Source organism: Salinicola salarius (genome assembly GCF_003206135.1).
Lineage (GTDB): Bacteria > Pseudomonadota > Gammaproteobacteria > Pseudomonadales > Halomonadaceae > Salinicola > Salinicola salarius.
The window spans coordinates 54,500-78,168 of the sequence record NZ_PZJT01000002.1; the positions used below are offsets into that span (position 1 = coordinate 54,500).

A 23,669-nucleotide genomic window follows, 5' to 3' on the forward strand; every position below is an offset into this window, starting at 1 on the left:
TCTTGCGGGCGGCAACGGCAGCGCCATGGCTTTTCCCGGCGTTGAAAGAGAAGGGCTGGCGGGTCGATTTTAGCGTTAACGAATTTGCGGTCTTCGACCAAGGTCGGTAGGGTTTCGCCCTTCATGCCTAACGAACCGATCTGAATATGACCCCCGATAACAACATGCCGACGCCGCGTGGCCGGTTTGGCGATCCCGTCGTGCTGGTGCTGACCATCGGTTTCATCGTCGCCTTCGTGCTGCTTTCAGCCATTTCGCCGGGTGCCGTGACCGATGCCATCGGAGCGGGCTTCACCTGGACAGCGAGCACCTTCGGCAGCTTTTTCCAGTTGCTGCTGCTGTTGACGTTCTTCATTGCCATCGGCGTGGCGCTCTCGCCAGCCGGCCGGGCGCGAGTTGGCGGTACGGATCGCCCCGAGATGAGCACGTTCAAGTGGATCTCGATCATTCTGTGTACGCTGCTGGCCGGTGGCGGCGTGTTCTTTGCGGCGGGCGAGCCGGTCTACCACTTCGTGGTCACGCCCCCTGCCTTCGATAGCGAGCCCAACTCCGCGGCTGCCGTACCCCATGCCCTGGCGCAGTCGTTCATGCACTGGGGCTTTTTGGCCTGGGCCGTGCTCGGCACGCTGCCGGCCATCGTGCTGGCACACCAGCATTATCATCGCGGCCTGCCGCTGCAGCCGCGCACGCTGCTGGCGCCGGTTCTTGGCGAGCGTCGTGTTCGCGGCATGCTGGGCAGCGTGGTCGATGCGGTCTGCGTCATCGCGCTGGTGGCGGGCACGGTCGGGCCGATCGGCTTTCTCGCCACTCAGGTGAGCTTCGGCTTTCACGAGCTCTTCGGCCTGGCGGACGGCTACGGCACCCAACTGATCATCATGGCCGTGCTGGGCGCCGTCTACGTGACCTCAGCGGTCACGGGCATCGATCGCGGCATCCAGATCCTCAGCCGCTTCAACGTGATTCTGGCGATGGCTATCGCCGCGGTCATCCTGCTGTTCGGGCCGACCCAGTTTCTGGTCGATGCCTGGTTCCAGGGATTCGGCTCCTATCTGGGCTCGTTCTTCGAGATGGCGTCGATGACCGCCCAGACCGCGCCGGGCTGGTGGATGAAGTGGTGGACGGTGTTCTTCTTTGCCTGGTTCATCGGTTATGCGCCGCTGATGGCGATCTTCGTGGCGCGGATCTCCAAGGGCCGCACCATTCGCGAGATGATCGTCGCGGTGGCGATCCTCGCGCCGTTGGCGACCACGGTGTGGTTCACGCTGCTCGGGGGTTCGGGCATCTTCTATCAGCTTCAGGGGCTCATCGATCTCAGCGAGCCGCTGCAGAATTTCCGTTTCGATGTCGCCACGCTGACGGTGGCCCAGGCGCTGCCGGGTGGGGTGTTCATGGCGCTGGCAATCCTGCTGCTGACCACGATCTTCGTGGCGACCACGGGCGATTCGATGAGCTATGCCATTTCCGTGGTGTGCGCGGGGCACGATGAGCCCACGCCGGCATTGCGCGCCTTCTGGGGCGTGGCGATGGCGTTGATGGCGGCGATCCTGCTGAAGATGGGCGCCGGCCAGATCAGCGTGCTCCAGCAGTTCATCGTCATCTCGGCGATACCCGTTTCCCTGGTGTTGCTGCCGACCCTGTGGCACGGGCCGAAATCCGCCTACGCGATGGCGCGGGAGCAGGGCCTGCTGGGCGATACGGTGAGCGCCGCTCGGGGCTGACCGCGACCCCGGTTCGATCGATGCATCGCCCCCGGCAGTCCGTTTTCCGGGGGCGTTTCTCGTTTGCGTGAAAGCGTCTTCGCCGCCGACGACCGATCGATTCGATTTGCCGCTGCACTCGTGTATCTGTAGTGTGGCGCGCTTCATGCCTAAAGAACCCTCCCTTTGATATGACCTCTGACACCAACGTGCCATCGACGCAGGGTGGCCGTTTTGGCGATCCTGTCGTACTTGTTCTGACCATCGGTTTCATCCTGATATTTCTGTCGGCATCGGCGATCGCCCCCGAGACCGTTGCTCAGGTGATCGATGTCGCCTTTACCTGGTCCGCGAAAACCTTCGGCAGTCTTATCCAGCTTCTGATGTTGCTGACGTTTTTCATCGCCATCGGCGTGGCGATCTCTCCGGCCGGGCGGGCGCGGATCGGCTCTCTGGACCGGCCCGACATGAGCACCTTCCGGTGGGTGTCGATCATCCTGTGCACGCTGCTGGCGGGCGGCGGCGTGTTCTTTGCCGCGGGCGAGCCGATCTATCATTTCGTGGTCACGCCGCCGGCGTTCGATTCCCAGCCCGGCACCGCCGATGCCGTGCCGGATGCGCTGGCGCAGGCGTTCTTTCACTGGGGCTTCACCGGCTGGGCGATTCTCGGCACGCTGCCGGTGGCGATCCTGTCGCATCAGCACTACCAGCGCGGCATGCCGCTGCAGCCGAGAACCCTGCTGGCGCCGATGCTGGGCGACCGGCTGGCGCGCGGCGTTCTGGGGGGCGTGGTCGATGCGATCTGCGCCATCGCCGTGACTGCCGGCACGGTGGGGCCGCTGGGCTTTCTGGCGACCCAGGTCAGCTTCGGCCTGCACGATCTGTTCGGCTTTCCGGGCGGCTACGAGGTTCAACTGGCCATCCTGGCCGGGCTGGGGGCGATCTACGTAACCTCGGCGGTGACCGGGATCGATCGCGGCATTCAGTTCCTGAGCCGCCTGAACGTGATTCTGGCCATGGTGATCGGTGCGGCCATCCTGCTGTTCGGCCCGACGCAGTTCCTGGTCGACAGCTGGTTCCAGGGATTCGGCACCTATCTCGGCAGTTTCTTCGAGATGTCGGCGATGACCACGGTGACGGCGTCGCCGGACTGGATGAAGTGGTGGACGGTGTTCTTTTTCGCCTGGTTCATCGGCTTCGCGCCGCCCATGGCGATCTTCGTCACGCGGATCTCGCGAGGCCGCACGATCCGCGAGATGATCATCGCCACCGCCGTGCTGGCGCCGATCGTCACCACGGTCTGGTTCACCCTGCTGGGCGGCTCGGGCATCTTCTACGAGCTCCAGGGCGCGATCGATCTCAGCCAGCCGCTGCAGAACTTCGAGTTCGACGTGGCGACCCTGACGGTGGCCCAGGCGCTGCCGGGCGGCGCGTGGATGGCGCTGGCGATCCTGGTGCTGACGACGATCTTCGTCGCCACGACCGGAGATTCGATGAGCTATGCCGTCTCCGTGGTGTGTGCCGGTAACGACAATCCGGGCTCCGCGCTGCGGGCGTTCTGGGGCATCGTCTTCGCGCTGATGGCGGCGATTCTGCTGGGGATGGGCGAAGGGCAGGTCAGCGTGCTGCAGCAGTTCGTGGTGATCCCCGCCGTACCGGTCGCGCTGGTGCTGATACCGACTCTGTGGCACGGGCCAAAGGCGGCCTACGCGATGGCGAGAGCGCAGGGCGTGCTGGACGACTCACGCAGCGCGCCGGCACCGCACTGACGCCGTCTCCAATGCCGGAAAAGACGACGCCCCCGACGGAGAGCCTCCGTCGGGGGCGTTGCGGTCTACTCGGCCGCCATTGGCTCGGCGGCCGGCCTTATACGATCACACGGTTCAGGCCGTGACCGTCTCGGCGGTCGATGACGTCTCGGTCAGGCGGCGCTGGCTGCCGTTGATCGGGATCTGCCGCGGGCGCTGCTCTTCGGGCACGACGCGGAGCAGATCGACGATCAGCAGGCCGTTCTCGAGCCGGGCGCCCTGGACCTCGATATTCTCGTCGAGCCGGAACGACAGCTTGAAGGCGCGCTGGGCGATGCCCTGATGCAGATACTGCACCTTGTCGTCCTCCTGGCGCTCGCCCTTGCCGGCGGTAATCGTCAGCACGCGCTTCTCGACGTTGACATCGAGCTCCTGCTCGGCGAAACCCGCCGTGGCCACGGCGATACGGTAGTCGTTCTCGCCATGTTTCTCGACGTTGTACGGCGGGTAGCTGGGCACGTCGTTCTGCATCGCGGACTCGAACAGATCGTTGAGACGGTCGAAGCCCACGGAGCGACGGAACAGCGGAGAGAGTGACAGTGTGTTCATGGTACTAACCTCCTGATTGACAGCGAAGTCCGGAAATACGTCATTACATGTACGCCTTGCGCTTTCTCCCGCTCGGCGGGGTATGGCGGTATTTCCGTGGTCTACGCAGACCCGCTTGGCGGCATCTGCCGTCGAGGGGAGTGGCGCATCGACGATGCCGTCCTGAGTTGCCCGCTCGACATTATGTTAAATAGGGCCGTCGAATCCGTTTTCAAGCGGTCGATGCAAAAATTCGTGAAAGCGAATCCGCCAAAAAACCGATAAGGCCCGAAACCGGCGTGGTTGCCGGTCTCGAGCGCTATATGGAGATGCCGGAGCGGGTTTCAAGTGTCCGCTGTCGGTGGGAGATCGACTCGATCTAGCCGAACAGCTGCCCGGCGATGCGCAGCCCGGCGACCCAGGTCGCGATGGCGGAGCCGAGGCTCGAGAGCAGGAAGACCAGCAGCGTACGGGCGACCCGGTTGCGCCACCAGCCGCGCCAGTGGCTGACGTCGCTGCGTAGCCGCGAGAAGTCGCCGACGGTGGGGCGGCGCAGGTAGAGCTCGACCCCGGCGGTCACGAAGCCGACGCCGATCGTCGGGTTGAGCGAGGTCAGCGGCGCGCCGACGAAGGCTGCGGCGATCGTCAGCGGGTGGCCCAGCGCGATCAGCGCGCCCAGGGCGGAGAAGCTGCCGTTGATCAGCACCCATTCGCCCACCAGCGACCAGCCGAGGGAGGTATCGCGGCTGAAGCCGATGGCGAAGCCGGTCAGCACCAGCGCGACGATCACCCAGGGAATCGCTTTCCACCAGCGCGAACGGGGCGCGGTCGACTCCAGATTGGCGCGTTCCTGGATCACGGCATCCAGCGCCGGCGGATGGCGATTCAGGGTCTCGAGGTGATCCTTCATGCCCTTGAGATGGCCGGCGCCGATCACCACCAGCACGCGCTTCGATTCGCCGTCGGGCAGTTCCTCGATCAGCTTGAGCGCCATGTAGCGGTCGCGCTCGGTAATCAAGGGTTCGTAAAGCGTCTGGGACTGTTCGGCGAACTCGGCGAAGGTGGATTCGAGCACGTCGCCCTGCTTGAGTTTCTCGATCTCCTCGCTGGAGACTTTCTGCCGCGACAGCACGCTGCCCAGCAGCCCGGAGATCAGGCTGAAGCGCTTGTACCAGGGCACGTTCTGGTAGATGCGCTTGAGGGTGACGCCGATCTCGCGGTCGATCAGGTAGAGCGGCAGCCCCGCCCGCTGGGTCTCCTTGACCGCCGTGCGCATTTCCGCGCCGGGTTCGATCCCGGACTGTTCGGCCACGCGCTGCTGGAAGGCGCCCAGCGCGAGGCTGGCGGCGACCATGCCCGCCTTGCCCTGCTTGAGCACCTGAAACAGATCGAGCTTGGCCATGGCGTTGGGCTGGACCAGGCTCTGGTGGCGGGAGGTGCAGAGTTCGATCGCGACGGCGTCGAATTCGCCGGAGCGAATCAGTTCGCGAACCTCGTCGGCGCTGGCCTGGGAAACGTGGGCGGTGCCCAGAAGCGTCAGGTGGTGATCGGCGAGCTCGGCGGTCTCGCGAGGTCCGGCGGCGGTGTCAGACATCTAGGGGCGTTCCAAGACTGAAAGGACTGAAGGATAGTCGTCCCATATTGCACGTCACGCCGCCAATTCCAAGCCGTGGGCACGGAAAACCCATCGCGGACACCGAAAACGGCTCGGTGATGGCGGCGCTGGCCCGGTTGCCGGTCAATCGCTCCCGGCGAGGCGTGCCCGGGCGCGGGGCGAACGGCAGGCCGCGGCGGTAAACAGCACGTCGGTGGAGGAGTTGAGCGCGGTCTCGGTGGAGTCCTGAATCACGCTGATGACGAAGCCGATCGCGACGACCTGCATGGCGACGTCCGCCGAGATGCCGAACAGGCTGGCGGCCATCGGGATCAGCAGCAGGGAGCCGCCGGCCACGCCGGAAACGCCGCACGCCGCCAGTGCCGAGACGATGCACAGCAGGAACGCCGTGGCGAAGTCCACGCCGATGCCCAGGGTGTTGGCGGCAGCCAGCGTCATCACCGTGATGGTGATCGCCGCGCCGGACATGTTGATCGTGGCGCCCAGCGGGATCGAGACGGAGTAGGTGTCCGGATGCAGGTCGAGCCGTTCGCACAGCGCCATGTTGACCGGAATGTTCGCCGCGCTGCTGCGGGTGAAAAACGCGGTGATGGCACTGCCGCGCAGGCAGGCGAAGACCAGCGGATAGGGGTTGCGGCGCGTGTAGAGGAACACGATCAGGGGGTTGGTCACCAGCGCCACGAAGACCATGCAGCCGAGCAGCACTGCCAGCAGTTGGGCGTAATCCGCCAGGGCGCTCATGCCGGTCGAGGCGAAGGTGTTGGCGACCAGCCCGAAGATGCCCAGCGGGGCGAGGCGAATCACCCAGCGCACCAGCCCGGAGATCGCATCCGACACGTCGGCCAGCGCCCGGCGCGTGGTGTCGCTGGCGTTACGCAGCAGCAGCCCGAGCCCTACCGCCCAGGCCAGGATGCCGATGAAATTGGCCTCGATCAGCGCATGGACCGGATTGTCCACCGCGCTCATGGCCAGGTTGCGCAGGATCTCGGCAATGCCGGTCGGCGGCGTGCCATCGGCTCTGGGAGCGTCGATGATCAGCGAGGTCGGAAAGAGAAAACTCGCCGTCACGGCGACCAGTGCAGCGACCAGCGTGCCGATCAGATAGAGCATCAGCACCCCGCGCACCTGGGTCGGCTGGCCGCGCTGATGGCTGGCGATGGCCGCCATTACCAGCACGAACACCAGAATCGGCGCGACCGCCTTGAGCGCGCCGATGAAGAGATCGCCCAGAATGGCGAACGACGCGGCGGTCGACGGCGCCAGCGAGGCCAGGACCAGGCCCGCCACGATGCCGATCAGGATCTGAGGAATGAGCCCGATGCGAGGCAGGCGCGAGGAAGCGGTTCGGGTGTCGGAACTGGCGGACATGACTCTCTCTTATGACTCTTGCTTGAGGATACCGAGATGGGATGGCAGCGTAGCCACGAAGGGCGGCATTCTATCATCGCTGCCGGCGCGACACTCGCCGGAAACCCTGCCCGGCGCGCGATCCCTGGTGGCATCGACCAGCGCGGCAGCGGATTGGTGGTGAAAAAACGATGGATTTCGGGGAAACGATGGATTCGAGAAGCGGGGAAATGGATTCGAGAAGAGGGGAGTGAGCGCCGGCCGCTCAGCGACGCCAGAAGGCCGGCGTGAACAGTACCAGAATGGTGAAGATCTCGAGGCGCCCCAGCATCATCGCCAGCACCAGGATCCATTTGGCGGCACTGGGGATGTCGCCGTAATCGGTCGAGACATCACCGAGCCCCGGGCCCAGGTTGTTGAGTGCCGAGCCGATCGCCGACCACGCCGTCACCTGATCGAGCCCGGTGGCGAGCAGGGCCAGCAGCATCACCACAAACAGCATCATGTAGACAGAGAAGAATCCCCACACGGCTTCGGCGACCCCCTCGGAAATGCGCATCTTGCCGACCTTGACGGCGAACACGGCGTTGGGGTGGATCAGGCGGTGAATCTCGCGAATACCCTGTTTCAGGATCAGCAGGATACGAATCACCTTCATGCCACCGCCCGCGGACCCCGAACAGGCGCCGACGAAAGCCGCCATGAACAGCAAGATCGGCAACACGCCGGGCCACAGCGTGAAGTCGGCCACGCTGAAGCCCGAGGTGGTCGCCACCGAGACCGCCTCGAACAGCCCGTGGCGGATGCCGGTGGCATCGTGATAGGTGCCGGTGGCGAATAACGTGATGACGGTGATGGCGATCAGCAGGCCCAGGAAGGTCACGAAGAAGCGAAATTCCGGATCGCGGATGTACTGCAGCAGGCGCCGCTCGCGCCACACCGCGAAGTGCAGGCCGAAGCTGACCGAGGAGACGGTCATGAAGAACACGCAGATCATCTCGATGGTGGTGCTGTCGAAGTGGCCGATGCTGGCGTCGTAGGTGGAGAACCCGCCGACGGCCACGGTGGCGAAGCTGTGGCCGATGGCATCGAACCAGTTCATGCCGGCCGCCCAGTAGGCCAGCGCGCACCCCACGGTCAGGATCACGTAGATGTACCACAGCGCCTTGGCCGTCTCGGTGATTCGCGGCGTCAGCTTGGAGTCCTTCAGCGGGCCGGGGATCTCGGTCCGATAGAGCTGCATGCCGCCGATGCCCAGCGTCGGCAGAATCGCCACCGCGAGCACGACGATCCCCATCCCGCCCAGCCACTGGAGCTGCTGGCGGTAGAAGCGAATCGACGCCGGCAGGTGATCGATGCCGCTGAGAACGGTCGCCCCGGTCGTGGTGAGCCCGGAAAACGACTCGAACACCGCATCGGTGAACGACATCGACGGCGCTTCGGAGACCATGAAGGGAATCGTCCCGAACAGTCCGAGAACGCTCCAGAACAGCACCGTGATGAGGAAACCGTCGCGGGTGCGCAGCTCGCGCTTGGCCTTCCGGTTGGGCCAGTAGAGCAGCGCGCCAGTGACGATCGAGATCGCCATGCCGGCGCCGAAGGCATACCAGTTGCCATCGTGGTAGATCCGGGCGATGACCATGGGCGGTACCATGGTCAGGCTGAACAGCATCAGCAGCAGGCCGACGATGCGAAGAATGACCAGCAGGCTCACGGAAACTCGCTCCCTACCGGCCAACGCGGGCGGGCTGTGCCGAAGGTGTCGAACATCAGAAAAAGGTCAGGCCGACTTGGAATAGCCGCTCGACATCGCGAATGCGGCGCTTGTCGATCACGAACAGGATCAGGTGGTCGCCGGTCTCGATCATGACGTCGTCATGAGCGATCAGGACCTCCTTGCCCCGTACGATGGCGCCGATACTGGTCCCGCTGGGCAGGTCGACTTCGCCGATGGTGCGGCCGACCACGCGAGAGGAGCGCTTGTCACCGTGGGCGATGGCTTCGATCGCCTCCGCCGCGCCGCGACGCAGCGAATGCACGTTGACGATATCGCCTCGGCGCACGTGGGTGAGCAGGCTGCCGATGGTGGTCTGCTGCGGCGAGATGGCGATATCGATCTCGCCGCCCTGGACCAGATCCACGTAGGCGGCATTGTTGATCAGCGTCAGCACCTTCTTGGCGCCGAGGCGCTTGGCCAGCATCGACGACATGATGTTGACCTCGTCGTCGTTGGTCAGCGCGCAGTAGATGTCGCAATCCTCGATGTTCTCCTCGAGCATCAGCCGCTTGCTGGTGGCGCTGCCGTGCAGGACCACGGTGCGGTCGAGCTTTTCGGAGAGGGTGCCGCAGCGGCCGAGATCATGCTCGATGATCTTGACCTGGTGCTTGTGTTCCAGCGTTTCCGCCAGGCGCTCGCCGATGTTGCCGCCCCCGGCGATCAGCACGCGGCGGAAGTCGCGGTCGACCTTGCGCAGCTCGCCCATCACGGTGCGGATATCGCGCCGCGCGGCGATGAAGAAGACCTCGTCGTCCGCTTCGATGACGGTGTCGCCGGTGGGAATGATCGGCCGGTCGCGGCGGTAGATCGCCGCCACGCGGGTATCGATGTCAGGCATGTGGCGCCGCAGAAAGCCGAGTTCCTGCCCCACCAGCGGGCCGCCGTAGTAGGCCTTGACCGCCACCAGCTGGGCCAGGCCGCCGGCGAAGTCGAGCACCTGCAGCGCGCCGGGGTATTCGATCAGACGGCGGATATGGTCTGTCACCACCTGCTCCGGGCTGATCAGCACGTCCACCGGAATGGCGTCGTTGGAGAACAGGCTCTTGCGCGTCAGGTAAGCCGTCGAGCGCACGCGGCCGATCTTGGTCGGCGTGCGGAACAGCGTATGCGCGACCTGGCAGGCGACCATGTTGATCTCGTCGGAACTGGTCACCGCGATCAGCATGTCGGCGTCTTCGCCGCCGGCCTGACGCAGAATGTTGGGGTAGGACGCGGTACCGATCACCGTCCGGATGTCGAGACGGTTCTGCAATTCGCGCAGCCGCTCCTCGTTGATATCCACGACCGTGATGTCGTTCTCTTCATTGGCCAGATGTTCGGCCAACGTGCCGCCGACCTGACCGGCACCCAGAATAATAATTTTCATGCCAAACCATCACGGAAATACGGCGTACCGCCTGCCAGTTTACCCGGCGCCGGAAAACCGGGGCGAAACCCGCCGGGCGCCGAAATCAGCGCGTAGCATAACGAGGTGGACGACCGAATGACAGGGCCGCGGGCGACATCGCGCCGGCGGCCCCGAGTCGTATCCAGTGCAGCGTCATTCAATCCAGCGTGACGCCGACCTTGATGGTCACCTGCCAGTGGGAAAGCTTGTTGTCTTCCAGATGGCCGCGGGTTTCGGTGACCTCGAACCAGCGCATGCCGTGCAGGGTCTTGCTGGCCTTGGTCAGCGCATTCTGGACGGCATCCTCGATGCTGGTGGTCGAGGAACCGGTGAGTTCGATCTGCTTGTAGACGTGGTCGCTCATGGTAAAGCTCCTTGGTTGAAAGCGCCGGCGGTTGCCGACGACTGAAAGCCCCTGGGCTCCCTGGGGCCTGGAAAAGAAAGACGATTCAGGCGCGCCGTCGGCTCAGGCATCGACGATGGCGATGCCCAGCGACGAAAGGCGCTGGCGGGTATCGTCGTCCGTCTCGAACGTGACCGGCCGCGTCAGCGGCCAGAGGAAATGGGTGTTGAAGCCGGCGGCGACGGCGTCTTCGGCAGTCCACAGTACGCAGACATCCCGCGCCAGCCCGCAGACGTAGACATCGGTGACGCGGCGATCGCGCAGCCAGCCCGCGAGCCCGGTGGCAGGGCGATGGCCGTCGGGGCCGATGTTGTTGCGAAAGGCGCTGTAGGAATCGATGCCGGGATCGGTGCCCTTGCGAATGATCGCGTCGCAGGCGGACCAGTCGATCGCCGGATGCAGCGCCGCGCCCTCGGTGCGCTGGATGCAGTGATCGGGCCATAGCGTCTGGGCGTGACCATAGAGCTCGATCGACTCGAATGGCTGATGGGGCGGATGCCGGGAGGCGAACGAGACGTGCCCCGGCGGATGCCAGTCCTGCGTCGCCACGACATGAGCGAAGGCATGTTGCGCCAGCAGCCATTCGAGCCCCAGCAGGATCTCGTCACCCTTGGCACAGGCCAGCGCACCGCCCGGCATGAAGTCCGGCTGGACATCGACGACGATCAGGGCGCTATGCGGGGCGACGCCGCCGACGGCGAGTCCGGCGGGCTGGGTCTCGGGGCTGGCAGGGTTATCGAGAACGTCGTTGTCAGGCACGGCTGGCGCTTCCTGCATGGCGAATTCTCTCTCAGTATCGAAGGCTGGCGGGAATGTCGCAAGCCGGCCCGGCATCGGGCTGTCCGGACCGCACACCGGGGCGTTGCGTAGCCCCGGTATGGCTGGTCATCCGCCTGGCCTGGCCATCGGAACGGCCGGAGGGCGGGTGGAACGGAACGGTGCCGATGCGAGAGAACGGCTCAGGCGCGCTTGCGGAGGCGGGCGTAAAAGAAGCCGTCGTGGCCGGCCGGGGTGGGCAGCAACTGCCGGCCGTGGCCCGCCGCCTGGCCCCAGTCGAGATCGTCGGGCATGTCGGCGACGGCATCCGGCGTGCGCGAGAGAAACGCCTCGATCTGGGCGCTGTTTTCCGCCGGCAGCACCGAACAGGTGGCGTACAGCAACGTGCCGCCCGGCGCGAGCTTGGGCCACAATGCGTCGAGCAGGCGTGCCTGCAGCGCGGCCAGTTCGGCGACGTCGCTGTGGCGGCGGGCGAGCTTGATGTCCGGGTGACGCCGGATGACCCCGGTACCGGAGCAGGGCGCGTCGAGCAGAATGGCATCGAACGGCTGGCCGTCCCACCAGCTTTCGTCGGCGGCCGGGTCGCTGGCATCGGCCGCCTGGAGCGTGGCTTCCAGCCCGAGGCGCTGGAGAGTCGACGAGACACGCTGCAGGCGCGTCGGATCGACGTCCAGCGCGGTGAGGTCCGCCTCGAAACGCTCGAGCAGATGCGCCGTCTTGCCGCCGGGGGCGGCGCAGGCGTCGAGGACCCGCTGGCGATCCTTGTCCGCCAGCGCCGGCGTCAGCAGGTCGGCGCAGAGCTGGGCGGACTCGTCCTGAACGCTGACGTCACCCTCGGCGAAGCCGGGCAGCTGGGTCACGTCGCAGGGCGTTTCCAGTTGAATGCCGTCCTCGGCGAAGCGGCAGGGCGCGGCGTCGAGCCCCGCCGTTTCGAGACGCTGCAGATACGCCTCGCGGGAAGCGTGGCGGCGATTGACGCGCAGGGTCATCGGTCCGGCTTCGTTGTTGGCCTCGCAGATCGCCCGCCAGGCGTCCGGCCAGGCATCGCGGAATTCGAGCAGCAGCCAGTTTGGGTGCCACAGCGCCACCGGCGCATCCCGATCGACCTTGGCCTGCAACGCCACCGATTCGCGCTGGAACCGACGAAGGCAGCCGTTGAGCACGCGAGTCGCCCACGGCTTGCCGAGGGCGCGGGCGGCGCCCGCCGTTTCGCTGACGGCGGCATGAGGCGGCACGCGCATGTGCAGAATCTGGTACAGGCCGATGAGCAGCAGCGCCTGGATGTCGGTATCGCGCTGTTTCATCGGTTGGCGCAGCAGTTGGCTGGCGAGCGCGTCCAGGCGCGGATGCGCGCGGCAGACACCGAAGCAGAGCGCCTTGACGAAGCCACGGTCGCGCTCCTTGATCGCGCTGGAGGCCAGCTCGGCGTCCAGGCTCGACAGCGAGCCCTTGCCGTTCAGGACCGGCACCAGCCGTTGCGCGGCAAAGGCGCGGGTATCGCCAGGATTCATTGGTCGGTTTCCTTGGAGGGCTGGTCGGCGGCGCGGCCGAGGCGCTGGTCGGAACTTCGACCGAAACATTGGCCAGGGCCGAGACGGGGATGGTTGGCGTTGAGCAGGTCGCGCGCCGCGAGCGGCTTGCCGCCGGGCAGTTGCAGCTTCGTCACCCGCAGGACCTCGCGGCCATTCTCGCCACAGGCGATCCGCAGGGCGTCCGCGGCGGGTTCGAGCAGCGTGCCTGGCTCGATGTCTCTGTCGCTGGCTTCGGCTTCCGCCACCGCGAACCACAGTCGCAGCGGCTCGCCGTCGAGGCGCGTCCAGGCCACCGGCCAGGGGTTGAAGGCGCGAATCCGTCGCGACAGCGCCGTCGCCGGCTGGCGGAAGTCCAGCTCCGCTTCGGGCTTGGAGAGCTTGCTGGCGTAGGTCACGCCGTCCTGCGGTTGCGGCGTGGCGGTCAGGCCTTGTGCGGCCAGCGCGTCGAGGCCCTCGACCAGGGTTTCGCCGCCCAGCGCGGCGAGGCGGTCATGCAGGTCGCCGCCGGTGGTGGTGTCGTCGATCGGGGTGCGCTTGATCAGCAGCATGTCGCCGGTATCGAGACCGGCATCCATCTGCATCAGGGTGATGCCGCTTTCGCTGTCGCCCGCCTCGATGGCGCGCTGGATCGGCGCCGCGCCGCGCCAGCGCGGCAGCAGCGAGGCGTGCACGTTGAGGCAGCCCAGCCGGGGAGTGTCGAGCACCGCCTGCGGCAGCAGCAGGCCGTAGGCGACGACGATCATGATGTCGGCATCGAATTCGGCCAGCCGTCGCTGGGCCGCTTCGTCCTTGAGGCTGAGCGGCTGTTCCACCGGCAGTTCGTGCTCGAGCGCCAGGCGCTTGACCGGGCCGGGCGTGAGCTTGCGGCCACGGCCGGCGGGGCGGTCCGGCTGCGTGTAGACCCCGACGACCTGATGGCGGGAGGCGAGCAGGGCCTTGAGGCTCTCGGCCGCGAAATCCGGCGTGCCGGCAAAGACGATACGCAGCGGCTGCCCTTCAACACGGTGACTCATTCGATACGTTCCTGACGAGTGAATGCCTGAGGATGAGTGATGCCTGCAGTGGATAAACCCTGAAGAGCAATGACGAAAGGCCGGCGTCGCGAGGACGGCCGGCCTTCGAAAGCCTGAGGATGACGCGACGGGCGATCAGGCGTCCTGCTTCTGGCGCTTCTGCATCTTCTTGAGAACCCGGTCGCGCTTCAGCGGCGACAGGTAGTCGACGAACAGCACGCCTTCGAGATGATCGCACTCGTGCTGGATGCAGTGGGCCAGCAGGCCGTCGGCATCCAGCTCGTAGGCGTTGCCGTCGCGATCGGTCGCCTTGAGATGGACGCGCAGTGCCCGCGGTACCTCGGCGTAGTAGTCGGGGATCGACAGGCAGCCTTCCTGCAGCGGCTCGCGTTCGTCGTCCAGCGGCTCGTAGGTCGGGTTGATCAAGACCAGCGGGTTGTTGCGATCGTCGCTGACATCCATGACGATCACGCGCTGGTGGACATCGATCTGCGTGGCGGCCAGGCCGATACCGGAAGCGTCGTACATGGTTTCCAGCATGTCGTCGACCAGCGTGCGGATCTCGTCGTCGACCTGGGCGACCGGCGCTGCCTTGGTGCGAAGGCGCGGATCGGGATATTGGAGAATGGTTCTGATGGCCATATTCGTTTGCGTGCCTATCGGCATGAGTGACGTGATCTGCCTATTGTAGAGCGCCAGCGCCGACGGGGAAACCGCTGTGCCGAGGCCATGCCGTGATCCATGGTCGGGGCTGGCCCTCAAGTCCGTCCTGCCGGCGCCGATCTATAGTGGAAGATGTCGATGACCCACCCTTGGGGATGATAACTGCAATGATCAGTCTGGATGGTTGGCGAGCGTGCCGCTCCCGTTGTCGCGCTGTGGCGGGACGGCTGCTGTTGGTTGGTGGCCTGGGTCTGCTGGCCGCTTCGCCGACCCCGGTGTGGGCGCTGTCGGCTCAGGAGCCGTTGTCGCTGAAAGCGGATGCGCCGGCCAGCTACACGGTTCGCGAGGGGGATACGCTGTGGAGCATCGCGGCGCGCTTTCTCGATTCGCCGTGGCAGTGGCAGGCGCTATGGCAGCGCAACCCGCAGGTGGCCTCGCCACGGCAGCTTTATCCGGGGGACGTGATCCGGCTGGTGGCGACCGATGGCGCGCCGCATCTTGCCCTGGAGCGCGGGCGTGGCGAGACGGTTCGGCTCTCTCCCAGCGTACGCCGCGCCCCGGCCCGGGAGGCGGTGCCCAGCCTGCCGCTGGATCGCATCCGGGTCTTCCTCGAGTCCTATCAGATCGTCGACCCCGGCGTGCTGGCCGATGCGCCAACGGTGGTCGCCGGCCAGGCCCAGCGATTGTTGAGCGGCGCTGGCGATACGCTCTATGCCCATGGCCGGCTGCCGGCGGCGGGCACCACGCTGGGCATCTATCGGCCGGGCAGCGATTACCGTGCGCCCATGTCGTCCGAGTCGGAAGGGCAGGGCTCGGAGACGAGGTCGCTGGGGCTGGAGCTGCATCGCCTCGGCCATGCGCGGGTGCGGCGGAACGTCGATGGTGTCGGCGAGCTGAAGGTGCTGGATGCAGTACAGGAGATTCGCAATGGCGACTATCTGCTGGCGCTGGACGAAGGCGGCATCGCGACGCAGTTCCAGCCGAGGGCGCCTGAAACACCGATCATGGCAACCATTCTTTCCGTGCCGGACGGTGTGCGCTTCATCGGCCGCCATGATGTCGTGGCGATCGATCGCGGCCGTGCCGACGGGCTCGAGACGGGCCATGTGCTGCAGGTGATGCGTCAGGGCGAGCGCGTGCGCGACGATGTTCGCGACGAGTGGGTGACATTGCCGGATACCGAGGCCGGCGCCGTGATGGTGTTCCGGGTCTTCGAGCATCTCAGCTACGCCCTGGTGATGCGCGCCTCGCAGGCGCTGGCGGTGGGCGATCGACTCGTGGTGCCGAGCGATCTCCGAGAAGTCGTAGCCAGCGGAGGTGCGTCTTGATCGGTACCACGCCGATCCGGGCGTCGTGGATCGGGGCGTCGTGGATGGAAGCCGTCTGGCGAGCGGTCGGTCACGCCGTGGATGAGGGGGGATCATGACGCCGGGACTACGCGACTGGCTGGCACTGGATGCCCTGCCGGGACTGGGGCCGGCCAGACTGGCACCGCTGCTGCGCCGCTGGCGCGAGGGCGACGATCTGCACTGGCCCCAGGGGTGGCTGGCGGCGCTACCCGTGAATCTGGCCCAGCCGCTGCGCCTGTGGCTGGACCATCCCGCGCGCAGCCCGCTTACGCCGGCGGTCGATGCCGCGCTCGAGTGGGAGCGGGCCGATGCCCGCCATCATCTTCTCCATCCCGGACATCCGGCATGGCCCGACCTGCTGACTCAACTGCCGGACCCGCCGACGGTGCTGTGGGCCAAGGGTGATCTCGAGGTGCTGAATCGCCCCGCCATGGCGGTCGTCGGCACCCGGCGACCCACGCGGGAAGGCCAGGACAACGCCACGCGTTTCGCCCGGGATTTCGTCGCGAAAGGATTCTGCATCGCCAGCGGCATGGCCCTGGGCATCGATGGCGCCGCCCAGCGAGCCGCATTGCAGGCCGGCGGCGCCACCATCGGCGTGCTTGGCTGTGGCGTGGATGTGATCTACCCGCCGCGCCATGCCTCGCTGTACCGGGAGCTGCTGGCGGGGCAGGGCTTGCTGCTGTCCGAGCATCCGCCCACGACCCGAGCCCATCCCCGTTTCTTCCCGCGGCGCAATCGTCTGATCACGGGGCTCTCTCAGGGCGTGCTGGTAGTGGAGGCGGCCGAGAAGAGCGGTTCTCTGGTCAGCGCGCGCCTGGCGCTGGAGCAGGACCGGGAGGTCTTCGCGATACCGGGATCGATCCACAACCCGCAATCGACGGGCTGTCTGCGCTTGATCCGCCAGGGCGAGGCGGCGCTGGTTCGCCATGTCGACGATATCCTCGACGATCTTGCCGCCTGGCAGGTGCCGGCGTCTGACGTTCTTCCGAAGGCGCATACCGAGTCGAGCCAATTCTCGCCGTCATCGCCACGGATCGCGACGAACCCGCCATCGCTTGCCGTCGCGCCTGCCGCCCCGGACTCTCCCTTGCTGGCAGCGCTCAGCGACGCGCCGACGCCAGTGGATCTGCTGGTCGAACTGACCGGGCAGTCGGTGGCCGACATACAGCTGGGGCTGCTTGAACTCGAGCTCGACGGCTGGGCGGCCCAGACCACCGGCGGTTGGGTCAGAAGAGGGGGCTGATGCCCCGCGTCATCTCTACCGGGATCGGGGCCGCCACGCGGCGCGGATGCGCCTACTCGCCGGCCGGCCCTCCCCACACTTCCAGATGATTGCGGCGAGCCCGCGATTTCTCCTCGTCGCTCAGGCTCCAGTCGCCGCCGTAGATCGCTTCTTCCCAGGAACCATAGGCCGGATTGGGCAGCATGATGTAGCGGCTGCCGAAGGCATTGGCCTGGGCGTTGACGGCGGCCCGGCGGGCGGCGGCGGTATCGCGGTCGAAGCCGGCGGAGAAGTCGCCGAGGTTGTCGCCCATCAGCAGCACGACCCAGTGCGACTGCGATACGCGCTGACGCCGTGGCGTCTTGTCACTGGAATCGCTGCGCGGCAGCAGATGCTCGTCGTCAGCGTCGGGGAAGCCGACCCGCTGCAGATTGCGCAGCGTTGCCTCGGCTTCGCTGTCGCGGCGGTTGGTGACGTAGAAGATCTCGACCCCGCGCGATGCCGCGTAGTCCAGGAACGGCTTGGCGCCCGGCATCGGGATCGCGCTGGCCTTCTCCACCCACTGGTGCCAGCTGTCGCTGGCGTAGTTCTCGTCGTTGGCAATCAGCCACGCTTCGTAGGGCGAGTTGTCGAGCACGGTTTCATCGACATCGACGACGATCGCCGGTGGGCGCTGCCCGCTCGTTCCGGGGGCGGAAAGGGCGCGATCCAGATTCATGCGGGCCAGGTTGAAGGCCTGATGGCTGAGCGCGGCGTATTCGCCGGAAGATTGCATCCACACCGTTGCCATCACCAGTTCGTCGGAGAGGGAGACCTTCGGGGCTGGCGGTTGCGCGGGTTGCTGGGCACAGGCAGTGAGGCCGCCGGCCAGCGTCAGCGAGAGCAGCGTTAAAGAGAGCGGTGAACGGGGCATGGTCGGTTCCTCGTCGTCTTGTTGGCTTCGTCTTGTTGGCATGTATTCCGGACGGCTCGACCGGGCCGGCGTTAGCCGCACTCGCCACGCCGGATGCGGGGCGGGGTGCGGGGCGGGGTGCGACGTTGAGGCACGGCCGGGCGTCGTTCGGGCATGGTAGAATTTAGCCCATATCCAGCGACAGGTCGGCTCGCGGAAAGAAGGATCGAGATCATGCAGGACTTTGCAGCAGCCGTTGCGGCGCTCCGGCGCGGCGGCATCATCGCCTATCCCACCGAGGGTGTCTGGGGGCTGGGGTGCGACCCGGATGACGAACGGTCGCTGAACGCGTTGATCGCCCTCAAGGGGCGTGCCAGCGAGAAGGGGCTGATCCTGATCGCCGGGGACATCCGTCAGCTCGCGGCGTGGCTCGAAGGCGTCGACGACGATGCGATGGCGCGTCTCGCCGCTAGCTGGCCCGGCCCCAATACCTGGTTGATTCCCGACAATGGCCGGGCCGCGCCGCTGCTGCGAGGAAGCCATTCCACGCTGGCGGTTCGCGTCAGCGATCATCCGCTGGTCCAGGCGCTGTGCGCGGCCTGGGGCGGCCCGCTGGTGTCGACGTCGGCCAACCGGGCCGGCGAACCGCCGGCAATGAGTGCGTCACAGGTGCGCGAGACGTTCGGCGAGGCGCTGGACGCGGTGGTGGAAGGCCCGCTTGGCGGGCGCGATCGGCCGAGCACCATTCGCGACCTGATGACCAACGAGGTGCTGCGCGCCTGAGAGCTCGCCTTTACCCAGCGACATTTTCTCGCTTCACGCTCCGGATTTTCACGACTCTGGACGCTCACTCTCCCGACCTGAAGGAACGACGACCGTGGCACATCCGCATCTCGAACGCGTCAAGGACTATCTGCTCACCCTGCAGGACTCACTCTGCGAATCGCTGGCCGAGCTCGATGGCGGGGAACGCTTCCGCGAGGAGACCTGGGATCGCCCCGAAGGCGGTGGCGGACGGTCGCGGGTGATCGAAGAGGGCGCGCTGTTCGAGAAAGGGGGCGTCAATTTTTCCCACGTCTACGGCGAGAAACTGCCGCCTTCGGCAACCGCGGCGCGCCCCGAACTGGCGGGTCGGAGCTTCCATGCGGTCGGCGTCTCCTGGGTGCTGCACCCACGCAATCCGCACGTGCCGACCGTCCACGGCAACGTGCGTTTCTTCATCGCCGACAAGCCGGGCGAGGAGCCGGTATGGTGGTTCGGCGGCGGCTACGACCTGACGCCCTACTATCCCTATCTCGAGGATGTCCAGCATTGGCATCGCGTCGCTAAGGCGGCCTGCGATCCCTTCGGCGAAGCGGTCTATCCTCGCTTCAAGGCCTGGTGCGACGACTATTTCTTCCTCAAGCATCGCGACGAGACCCGTGGGGTCGGCGGGCTGTTCTTCGATGATCTCAATGAATGGCCGTTCGAGGAGTGCTTCGCCTTCCAGCGCTCGGTCGGCGACAGTTTCATCGACGCCTTCGCGCCGATCGCCCAGCGCCGGCGCGATACGCCGTTCGGCGAGCGCGAGCGGGAATTCCAGTCTTATCGACGCGGTCGCTACGTCGAGTTCAATCTGGTGTGGGACCGCGGTACTCTGTTCGGCCTGCAGAGCGGCGGGCGCACCGAGTCGATTCTGATGTCGATGCCGCCACTGGCCCGCTGGCAGTACCAGTGGGCGCCGCAGCCCGGTTCCGAAGAGGCGCGGCTGCTCGCCTATCTCCAGCCCCGTGACTGGCTGAATACACCGGAGGAACACCTGCCGACATGACCGACCGCTACGCCGTTTTCGGCAATCCCATCGGGCACTCCAGATCACCGCGGATCCATGCCGCGTTCGCCGAGCAGACCGGCGAAGCCATCGCCTACACCGCGATCGAAGCGCCGATCGCGGATTTCGCGGCGGCCTGGGGTGCCTTCGTCGAGGCCGGCGGCCGGGGCGCCAACGTGACAGTGCCGTTCAAGCAGGAAGCCTTCGCGCTGGCGGAAGTGCTTTCGCCGCGAGCGCAACTGGCCGGGGCGGTGAATACGTTGATGCTCGGTCGCGATGGCAAGATTTACGGCGACACCACCGACGGCGTAGGGCTGGTTCGGGATCTCGAGGCTCATGCCGCGCCGCTGGCGGGCGCCCGCGTGCTGCTGCTCGGCGCCGGGGGCGCGTCGCGTGGCGTGATCGAGCCGCTGCTGGAAGCCGGTGTCGCGTCGCTGACGGTCGCCAACCGCACCGTGGCCAAAGCCGAGGCGCTGGCGGCGCTGTTTGCCGGCAAGGGCGAGGTGTCCGGATGCGGTTTCGATGACGTGGCGGGGCCGTTCGACCTGGTGATCAACGCCACCAGCGCCAGCCTGGCCGGCGATCTGCCGCCGCTGCCCGCGGGGCTTTTCGCTGCCGAGGGGCTGGCCTACGACATGATGTATGCCGCCGAGCCGACCGTGTTTCTACGCTGGGCGGCAGAGCAGGGCGCACTGTCGGTCGACGGGCTCGGCATGCTGATCGAGCAGGCTGCGGAATCCTTTTGGCTATGGCGTCAGGTGCGCCCGGATACCGTACCGCTGCGGGAGTTACTGCGGCGCGAGCTGTAACTTGAGTTTCGGCAAGGCAACGAATTCCAGCAGAGTCAGCTTACTACTGTCCGAGTCTTAACGACCCTCTTGCTCGTGATTGCGAGGGGCAAGCCCCTCGCGCTCCCCTTTTGTGACGCCACAGACGGCGAAACTCTGAACGCCAATCGCCCGCGCTCGGGTCGGCGCGAAAGGGCATCCTGCCCAACGCGCCTCTTGCGTCATCCATGACGCAAGACCCGGCACGGGCGATCGTCGTCCAGCGCCATCTGGAAGGCGTCATTGGGTGGCTGATTCAAGCCTATCGGTTCTACCTGCCAGCAACCTGTCCCGCAAATGCCGACAGGTGGAACGTTAAACCTTGCAGCTGGGTCGTTTGCCCTCGGCCCTGGCCTGCTCATAGCGTGGCTGGGCTTCATTGAGCCGCTCATTCAAACCTTCCATGCGCTGGCTGTTGCTGGGGTGGGTGGACATCCAGGCCGGCGGTTCGCCCTGACTGTTGGCTGACATGTTCTGCCACAGCTGGAGGCTGGCGCTGGGGTCGAAGCCGGCATCGGCCATCAGGTCCAGCCCTACCAGATCCGCTTCCGACTCCTGCTTGCGCGAGAAGGGCAGGATGACGCCATACTGCGCCCCGGCGCCCAGCAGCCCCATGATCTGTTCGCCACCGGCGCCTTCGAGGCCGGCAACGGTCTGCAGTATCGAAAGCCCGCTCTGCGTCGCAGCCTGGGTGGAGACCCGCTCGTTGGCGTGGTGTGCCAGCACGTGGCCGACTTCATGGCCGATGACCGCGGCGAGTTGATCCTGGTTGGTGGCGACATCGAGCAGGCCAGTGTTGACGCCGATGTAGCCGCCGGGCAAGGCGAAGGCGTTGGCGGTATCGTCCTTGAACACCTTCACTTCCCACTCGGAGATGCCGGCGCTGGCGGGTACTTCGGCGGTGATCGCCTTGGCCACGCACTGCACGTAGGTTGCCTGGGCACCGCTGACCGTGGGCAGCTCCTGCTCGTACTGCGCGAAACTCTGCTCGCCCATCTGGGCCAACTCATCGTCGGAGTAGAACGCCAGCTGGTTGCGCCCCAGCGGCGACGTGCTGCAGGCGCTGAGCAGCGCGGCAAGGCCGAGGGCGCCGATCACCCGGCGCGAAGGTTGTCCTGACATGAGAGGCTTCGAATCTTCCATGATGGTCTCCAAGATCTGCCTGAATCGTATGTTGTCGGGGTGGTTGGCCGAGACGGGTCATCGATTGGCACAAGATACCCGGCCTGTCGGGGCGGTCAATCGTCCACCGGCACGGTATCTGGTGCGGACGTGGTCTGCTCGCCGATGTCGAGGATCAGTGTCGGTGCGGTGACGATGCCGTCGAGCGCTGCGGGCAAGGTCGGTGTCAGCGATAGCTGGCTGCCTGCCGGCAGTTCGCCGCGACGACTGAGCTGGCGGGCGAGCGAAAGCAGCGACGAGACGCGCTCGGCGCGGGAAGCCAGGGCATCGATACCGGCCGGTTCGAGTGCCACGGGAAGCGTGACGGTGGCCGGTTCACCGCCCTGCAACTGGATCGGCTCGTCGACTTCGCCGCTGGCGGGTTCGGCGCCCGGCACCTGCAACTGCCAATCGAAGCCCTGCAGCTCGATCGGCGGCGCGCTGGCGGGCAATGTCATGGCGAGGGGAAGATCGATATTGACCGGCAGGCCGGCCAGCGCGAGTCCGGAGCTCAAGAGCGTGAGTTCGTCGATATCTTCCAGGCCGGGCGAAAAGTGGTAGTTCCCGATACGGACGTTTTCAACACCCATCGAGGAAAGGGCGATCCGCCCCAGCATGAAGCCGACCTGCGGCAGCGCCAGGCAACCGCCCAGCAAGGACACCAACATCAGCGCGATGAACGGGCGGGAACGAGACGGCATCGCCTCTCTCCTTGAAATTAGCGGCGGTCGGGAAAGGGTGGTGAAGCGGCGGTGCATGGAAACATCCTGCGTCGAGTCCGGGGTGCTGCAAGAGCCCCCGCGACTGGACCCACGGAACCAACCGGCACAAGATACGCTGTTTCCGGCAATCCGCAATCGTCACGAATGACGATCTTCAGCGCTGTTTCATGAGGTTGCCGGTATGGTCTCGATCGTGAATGTCAATGAGGAGAGTGGAAGATGGATGGTGATCTGGCGCTACGTTTGAGCCGCCTGCTGGACCGTGTCGAGGGGTGGTTGCCGGAGCAGTCGCCAGCGGTCGACTGGAGTCGCGATATCGCAGCGCTATGGCAGTCTCACCCGCTCGGTGGGCAACTGGTGGCGGTATCGCCCCGCGACGGGGTTCGGCTCGATGATCTGATCGGCGTCGAGCGTCAGAAACGTGCCCTGCTCGACAACACCCGCGCCTTCCTCAAGGGCTATCCTGCCAACCACGCCTTGCTGTGGGGCGCGCGCGGCAGCGGCAAGTCCTCGATGGTTCGTGCCTTGCTCAACACGCTGGCCGGTGAAGGGCTGCGCTTGATTCAGGTCGATCGTCACGACCTGGTGGCGTTGCCGATCCTGGTGCAGCGCCTGCGCGACCGGCCAGAGCGCTTTGTCGTCTATTGCGACGATCTCTCTTTCGAAGGCAGCGACGATGCCTACAAGGCATTGAAGAGCGTGCTCGATGGCACGCTGACCGGGCCGCCGGAAAACGTGCTGCTGTACGCGACCTCCAACCGCCGGCACCTGCTGCCGGAATCCATGGCCGACAACCAGGAAACCCACCTGGTCGATGGCGAACTCCATCATGGCGATGCCGTGGAAGAGAAGATCTCGCTGTCGGATCGCTTCGGCCTGTGGCTCGCCTTTCATCCGTTCAGTCAGCAGGCCTATCTCGAGACCTGCCGGCACTGGGTCGCTCATCTGGCCGGCGAGGGCGCGTGGAGCGAGGAGGCCCGCGCCGAAGCCGTTCGCTACGCCACCCTGCGCGGCGTGCGCAGCGGCCGAGCGGCGTGGCAATTCGCCTGTCAGTGGGTCGGTTCGCAGTCTATTCGGCTAACCACGGAATAGTCGAATGGGTTACCTTCATGAAAAAGCATGAGTTCCTCGACCCA

Annotated in this window: 21 protein-coding genes; 8 read left to right on the forward strand and 13 right to left on the reverse strand. The window is 66.0% G+C overall.

The annotated features are described in order from the left end of the window. Positions 1-146 precede the first annotated feature (146 nt). Entirely contained in the window at positions 147-1,718 is a 1,572-nt protein-coding gene (locus tag DOM32_RS01445; protein WP_110630567.1) for a BCCT family transporter, read from the forward strand. A 170-nt stretch (positions 1,719-1,888) separates the two neighbouring features. Then, positions 1,889-3,466, forward strand: coding sequence for a BCCT family transporter (locus DOM32_RS01450; protein ID WP_110630569.1), 1,578 nt, complete (start codon positions 1,889-1,891; stop codon positions 3,464-3,466). Between the two features lie 114 nt (positions 3,467-3,580). Here the strand turns inward: DOM32_RS01450 and DOM32_RS01455 are convergent, their stop codons facing one another. The 10 genes from DOM32_RS01455 to def form a co-directional block, all read right to left on the reverse strand. Continuing rightward, a complete protein-coding gene (locus DOM32_RS01455; RefSeq protein WP_071229941.1) occupies positions 3,581-4,054 on the reverse strand; it encodes an Hsp20 family protein in 474 nt (157 codons plus the stop codon). A 358-nt stretch (positions 4,055-4,412) separates the two neighbouring features. Continuing rightward, on the reverse strand, positions 4,413-5,627 hold the full coding sequence (locus DOM32_RS01460; RefSeq protein ID WP_110630570.1) for a TraB/GumN family protein: 1,215 nt from the start codon (positions 5,625-5,627) through the stop codon (positions 4,413-4,415). Positions 5,628-5,771: 144 nt separating this feature from the next. Next, positions 5,772-7,016: a serine/threonine transporter SstT gene (gene sstT / locus DOM32_RS01465; RefSeq protein ID WP_110630571.1), complete on the reverse strand. Its 1,245-nt coding sequence runs from the start codon at positions 7,014-7,016 to the stop codon at positions 5,772-5,774. Between the two features lie 244 nt (positions 7,017-7,260). Continuing rightward, entirely contained in the window at positions 7,261-8,709 is a 1,449-nt protein-coding gene (locus tag DOM32_RS01470; RefSeq protein WP_110630572.1) for a TrkH family potassium uptake protein, read from the reverse strand. 55 nt (positions 8,710-8,764) lie between these two features. After that, entirely contained in the window at positions 8,765-10,138 is a 1,374-nt protein-coding gene (gene trkA / locus DOM32_RS01475; protein WP_071229936.1) for a Trk system potassium transporter TrkA, read from the reverse strand. A gap of 178 nt (positions 10,139-10,316) precedes the next feature. After that, complete coding sequence (locus tag DOM32_RS01480; RefSeq protein WP_071229935.1) at positions 10,317-10,523, reverse strand: dodecin; 207 nt, start codon at positions 10,521-10,523, stop codon at positions 10,317-10,319. 102 nt (positions 10,524-10,625) lie between these two features. Continuing rightward, positions 10,626-11,321, reverse strand: a complete 696-nt coding sequence (gene pncA / locus DOM32_RS01485) for a bifunctional nicotinamidase/pyrazinamidase (RefSeq protein WP_244179761.1) — start codon at positions 11,319-11,321, stop codon at positions 10,626-10,628. Between the two features lie 200 nt (positions 11,322-11,521). Further along, positions 11,522-12,850 (reverse strand): 16S rRNA (cytosine(967)-C(5))-methyltransferase RsmB, encoded by a 1,329-nt coding sequence (gene rsmB / locus DOM32_RS01490; protein WP_110630575.1) that lies wholly within the window; start codon positions 12,848-12,850, stop codon positions 11,522-11,524. Further along, the gene (fmt, locus tag DOM32_RS01495) at positions 12,847-13,884 is read right to left on the reverse strand and encodes a methionyl-tRNA formyltransferase (protein ID WP_110630577.1); all 1,038 of its coding nucleotides are present in this window, start codon (positions 13,882-13,884) and stop codon (positions 12,847-12,849) included. Before fmt ends, rsmB begins: the two co-directional genes overlap by 4 nt. A gap of 135 nt (positions 13,885-14,019) precedes the next feature. After that, a complete protein-coding gene (gene def / locus DOM32_RS01500; protein ID WP_071229932.1) occupies positions 14,020-14,526 on the reverse strand; it encodes a peptide deformylase in 507 nt (168 codons plus the stop codon). 188 nt (positions 14,527-14,714) lie between these two features. Here def and DOM32_RS01505 point away from each other — a divergent pair, with 188 nt between their 5' ends. Together DOM32_RS01505 and dprA are read left to right on the forward strand one after the other, a co-directional pair. Next, positions 14,715-15,875, forward strand: a complete 1,161-nt coding sequence (locus DOM32_RS01505; RefSeq protein ID WP_110630579.1) for a LysM peptidoglycan-binding domain-containing protein — start codon at positions 14,715-14,717, stop codon at positions 15,873-15,875. 94 nt (positions 15,876-15,969) lie between these two features. Next, positions 15,970-17,142 carry a DNA-processing protein DprA gene (dprA, locus tag DOM32_RS01510; RefSeq protein ID WP_110630581.1) on the forward strand — a complete coding sequence of 391 codons (1,173 nt, stop codon included), beginning with the start codon at positions 15,970-15,972 and terminating at the stop codon, positions 17,140-17,142. A gap of 52 nt (positions 17,143-17,194) precedes the next feature. Here dprA and DOM32_RS01515 read toward each other — a convergent pair whose 3' ends face one another. Beyond that, on the reverse strand, positions 17,195-18,034 hold the full coding sequence (locus DOM32_RS01515) for a 5'-nucleotidase, lipoprotein e(P4) family (protein WP_157957000.1): 840 nt from the start codon (positions 18,032-18,034) through the stop codon (positions 17,195-17,197). A 213-nt stretch (positions 18,035-18,247) separates the two neighbouring features. Here DOM32_RS01515 and tsaC point away from each other — a divergent pair, with 213 nt between their 5' ends. The 3 genes from tsaC (at position 18,248) to aroE (ending at position 20,632) form a co-directional block, all read left to right on the forward strand. Next, entirely contained in the window at positions 18,248-18,796 is a 549-nt protein-coding gene (tsaC, locus tag DOM32_RS01520; protein WP_087719982.1) for an L-threonylcarbamoyladenylate synthase type 1 TsaC, read from the forward strand. Positions 18,797-18,890: 94 nt separating this feature from the next. Then, positions 18,891-19,823 carry an oxygen-dependent coproporphyrinogen oxidase gene (hemF, locus tag DOM32_RS01525; protein ID WP_110630585.1) on the forward strand — a complete coding sequence of 311 codons (933 nt, stop codon included), beginning with the start codon at positions 18,891-18,893 and terminating at the stop codon, positions 19,821-19,823. Continuing rightward, entirely contained in the window at positions 19,820-20,632 is an 813-nt protein-coding gene (aroE, locus tag DOM32_RS01530) for a shikimate dehydrogenase (RefSeq protein ID WP_110630587.1), read from the forward strand. The genes hemF and aroE overlap by 4 nt, the downstream gene beginning before the upstream one ends. A 333-nt stretch (positions 20,633-20,965) precedes the next feature. Here aroE and DOM32_RS01535 read toward each other — a convergent pair whose 3' ends face one another. After that, on the reverse strand, positions 20,966-21,772 hold the full coding sequence (locus tag DOM32_RS01535) for a M48 family metallopeptidase (RefSeq protein ID WP_110631111.1): 807 nt from the start codon (positions 21,770-21,772) through the stop codon (positions 20,966-20,968). A 116-nt stretch (positions 21,773-21,888) separates the two neighbouring features. After that, complete coding sequence (locus DOM32_RS01540; RefSeq protein ID WP_110630589.1) at positions 21,889-22,512, reverse strand: hypothetical protein; 624 nt, start codon at positions 22,510-22,512, stop codon at positions 21,889-21,891. Positions 22,513-22,752: 240 nt separating this feature from the next. On the opposite strand from DOM32_RS01540, the gene DOM32_RS01545 reads away from it, so the two are divergent. Next, positions 22,753-23,625: an ATP-binding protein gene (locus DOM32_RS01545; protein ID WP_110630591.1), complete on the forward strand. Its 873-nt coding sequence runs from the start codon at positions 22,753-22,755 to the stop codon at positions 23,623-23,625. The last annotated feature ends 44 nt before the right edge of the window (positions 23,626-23,669 follow it).

Coding starts and splice junctions, on each gene's coding strand:
- DOM32_RS01445 (WP_110630567.1), top strand. CDS start 147: ATGACCCCCGATAACAACATGCCGACGCCGCGTGGCCGGTTTGGCGAT.
- DOM32_RS01450 (WP_110630569.1), top strand. CDS start 1,889: ATGACCTCTGACACCAACGTGCCATCGACGCAGGGTGGCCGTTTTGGC.
- DOM32_RS01455 (WP_071229941.1), bottom strand. CDS start 4,054: ATGAACACACTGTCACTCTCTCCGCTGTTCCGTCGCTCCGTGGGCTTC.
- DOM32_RS01460 (WP_110630570.1), bottom strand. CDS start 5,627: ATGTCTGACACCGCCGCCGGACCTCGCGAGACCGCCGAGCTCGCCGAT.
- sstT (WP_110630571.1), bottom strand. CDS start 7,016: ATGTCCGCCAGTTCCGACACCCGAACCGCTTCCTCGCGCCTGCCTCGC.
- trkA (WP_071229936.1), bottom strand. CDS start 10,138: ATGAAAATTATTATTCTGGGTGCCGGTCAGGTCGGCGGCACGTTGGCC.
- DOM32_RS01480 (WP_071229935.1), bottom strand. CDS start 10,523: ATGAGCGACCACGTCTACAAGCAGATCGAACTCACCGGTTCCTCGACC.
- rsmB (WP_110630575.1), bottom strand. CDS start 12,850: ATGAATCCTGGCGATACCCGCGCCTTTGCCGCGCAACGGCTGGTGCCG.
- fmt (WP_110630577.1), bottom strand. CDS start 13,884: ATGAGTCACCGTGTTGAAGGGCAGCCGCTGCGTATCGTCTTTGCCGGC.
- def (WP_071229932.1), bottom strand. CDS start 14,526: ATGGCCATCAGAACCATTCTCCAATATCCCGATCCGCGCCTTCGCACC.
- DOM32_RS01505 (WP_110630579.1), top strand. CDS start 14,715: ATGATCAGTCTGGATGGTTGGCGAGCGTGCCGCTCCCGTTGTCGCGCT.
- dprA (WP_110630581.1), top strand. CDS start 15,970: ATGACGCCGGGACTACGCGACTGGCTGGCACTGGATGCCCTGCCGGGA.
- DOM32_RS01515 (WP_157957000.1), bottom strand. CDS start 18,034: ATGCCCCGTTCACCGCTCTCTTTAACGCTGCTCTCGCTGACGCTGGCC.
- tsaC (WP_087719982.1), top strand. CDS start 18,248: ATGCAGGACTTTGCAGCAGCCGTTGCGGCGCTCCGGCGCGGCGGCATC.
- aroE (WP_110630587.1), top strand. CDS start 19,820: ATGACCGACCGCTACGCCGTTTTCGGCAATCCCATCGGGCACTCCAGA.
- DOM32_RS01535 (WP_110631111.1), bottom strand. CDS start 21,772: ATGTCAGGACAACCTTCGCGCCGGGTGATCGGCGCCCTCGGCCTTGCC.
- DOM32_RS01540 (WP_110630589.1), bottom strand. CDS start 22,512: ATGCCGTCTCGTTCCCGCCCGTTCATCGCGCTGATGTTGGTGTCCTTG.
- DOM32_RS01545 (WP_110630591.1), top strand. CDS start 22,753: ATGGATGGTGATCTGGCGCTACGTTTGAGCCGCCTGCTGGACCGTGTC.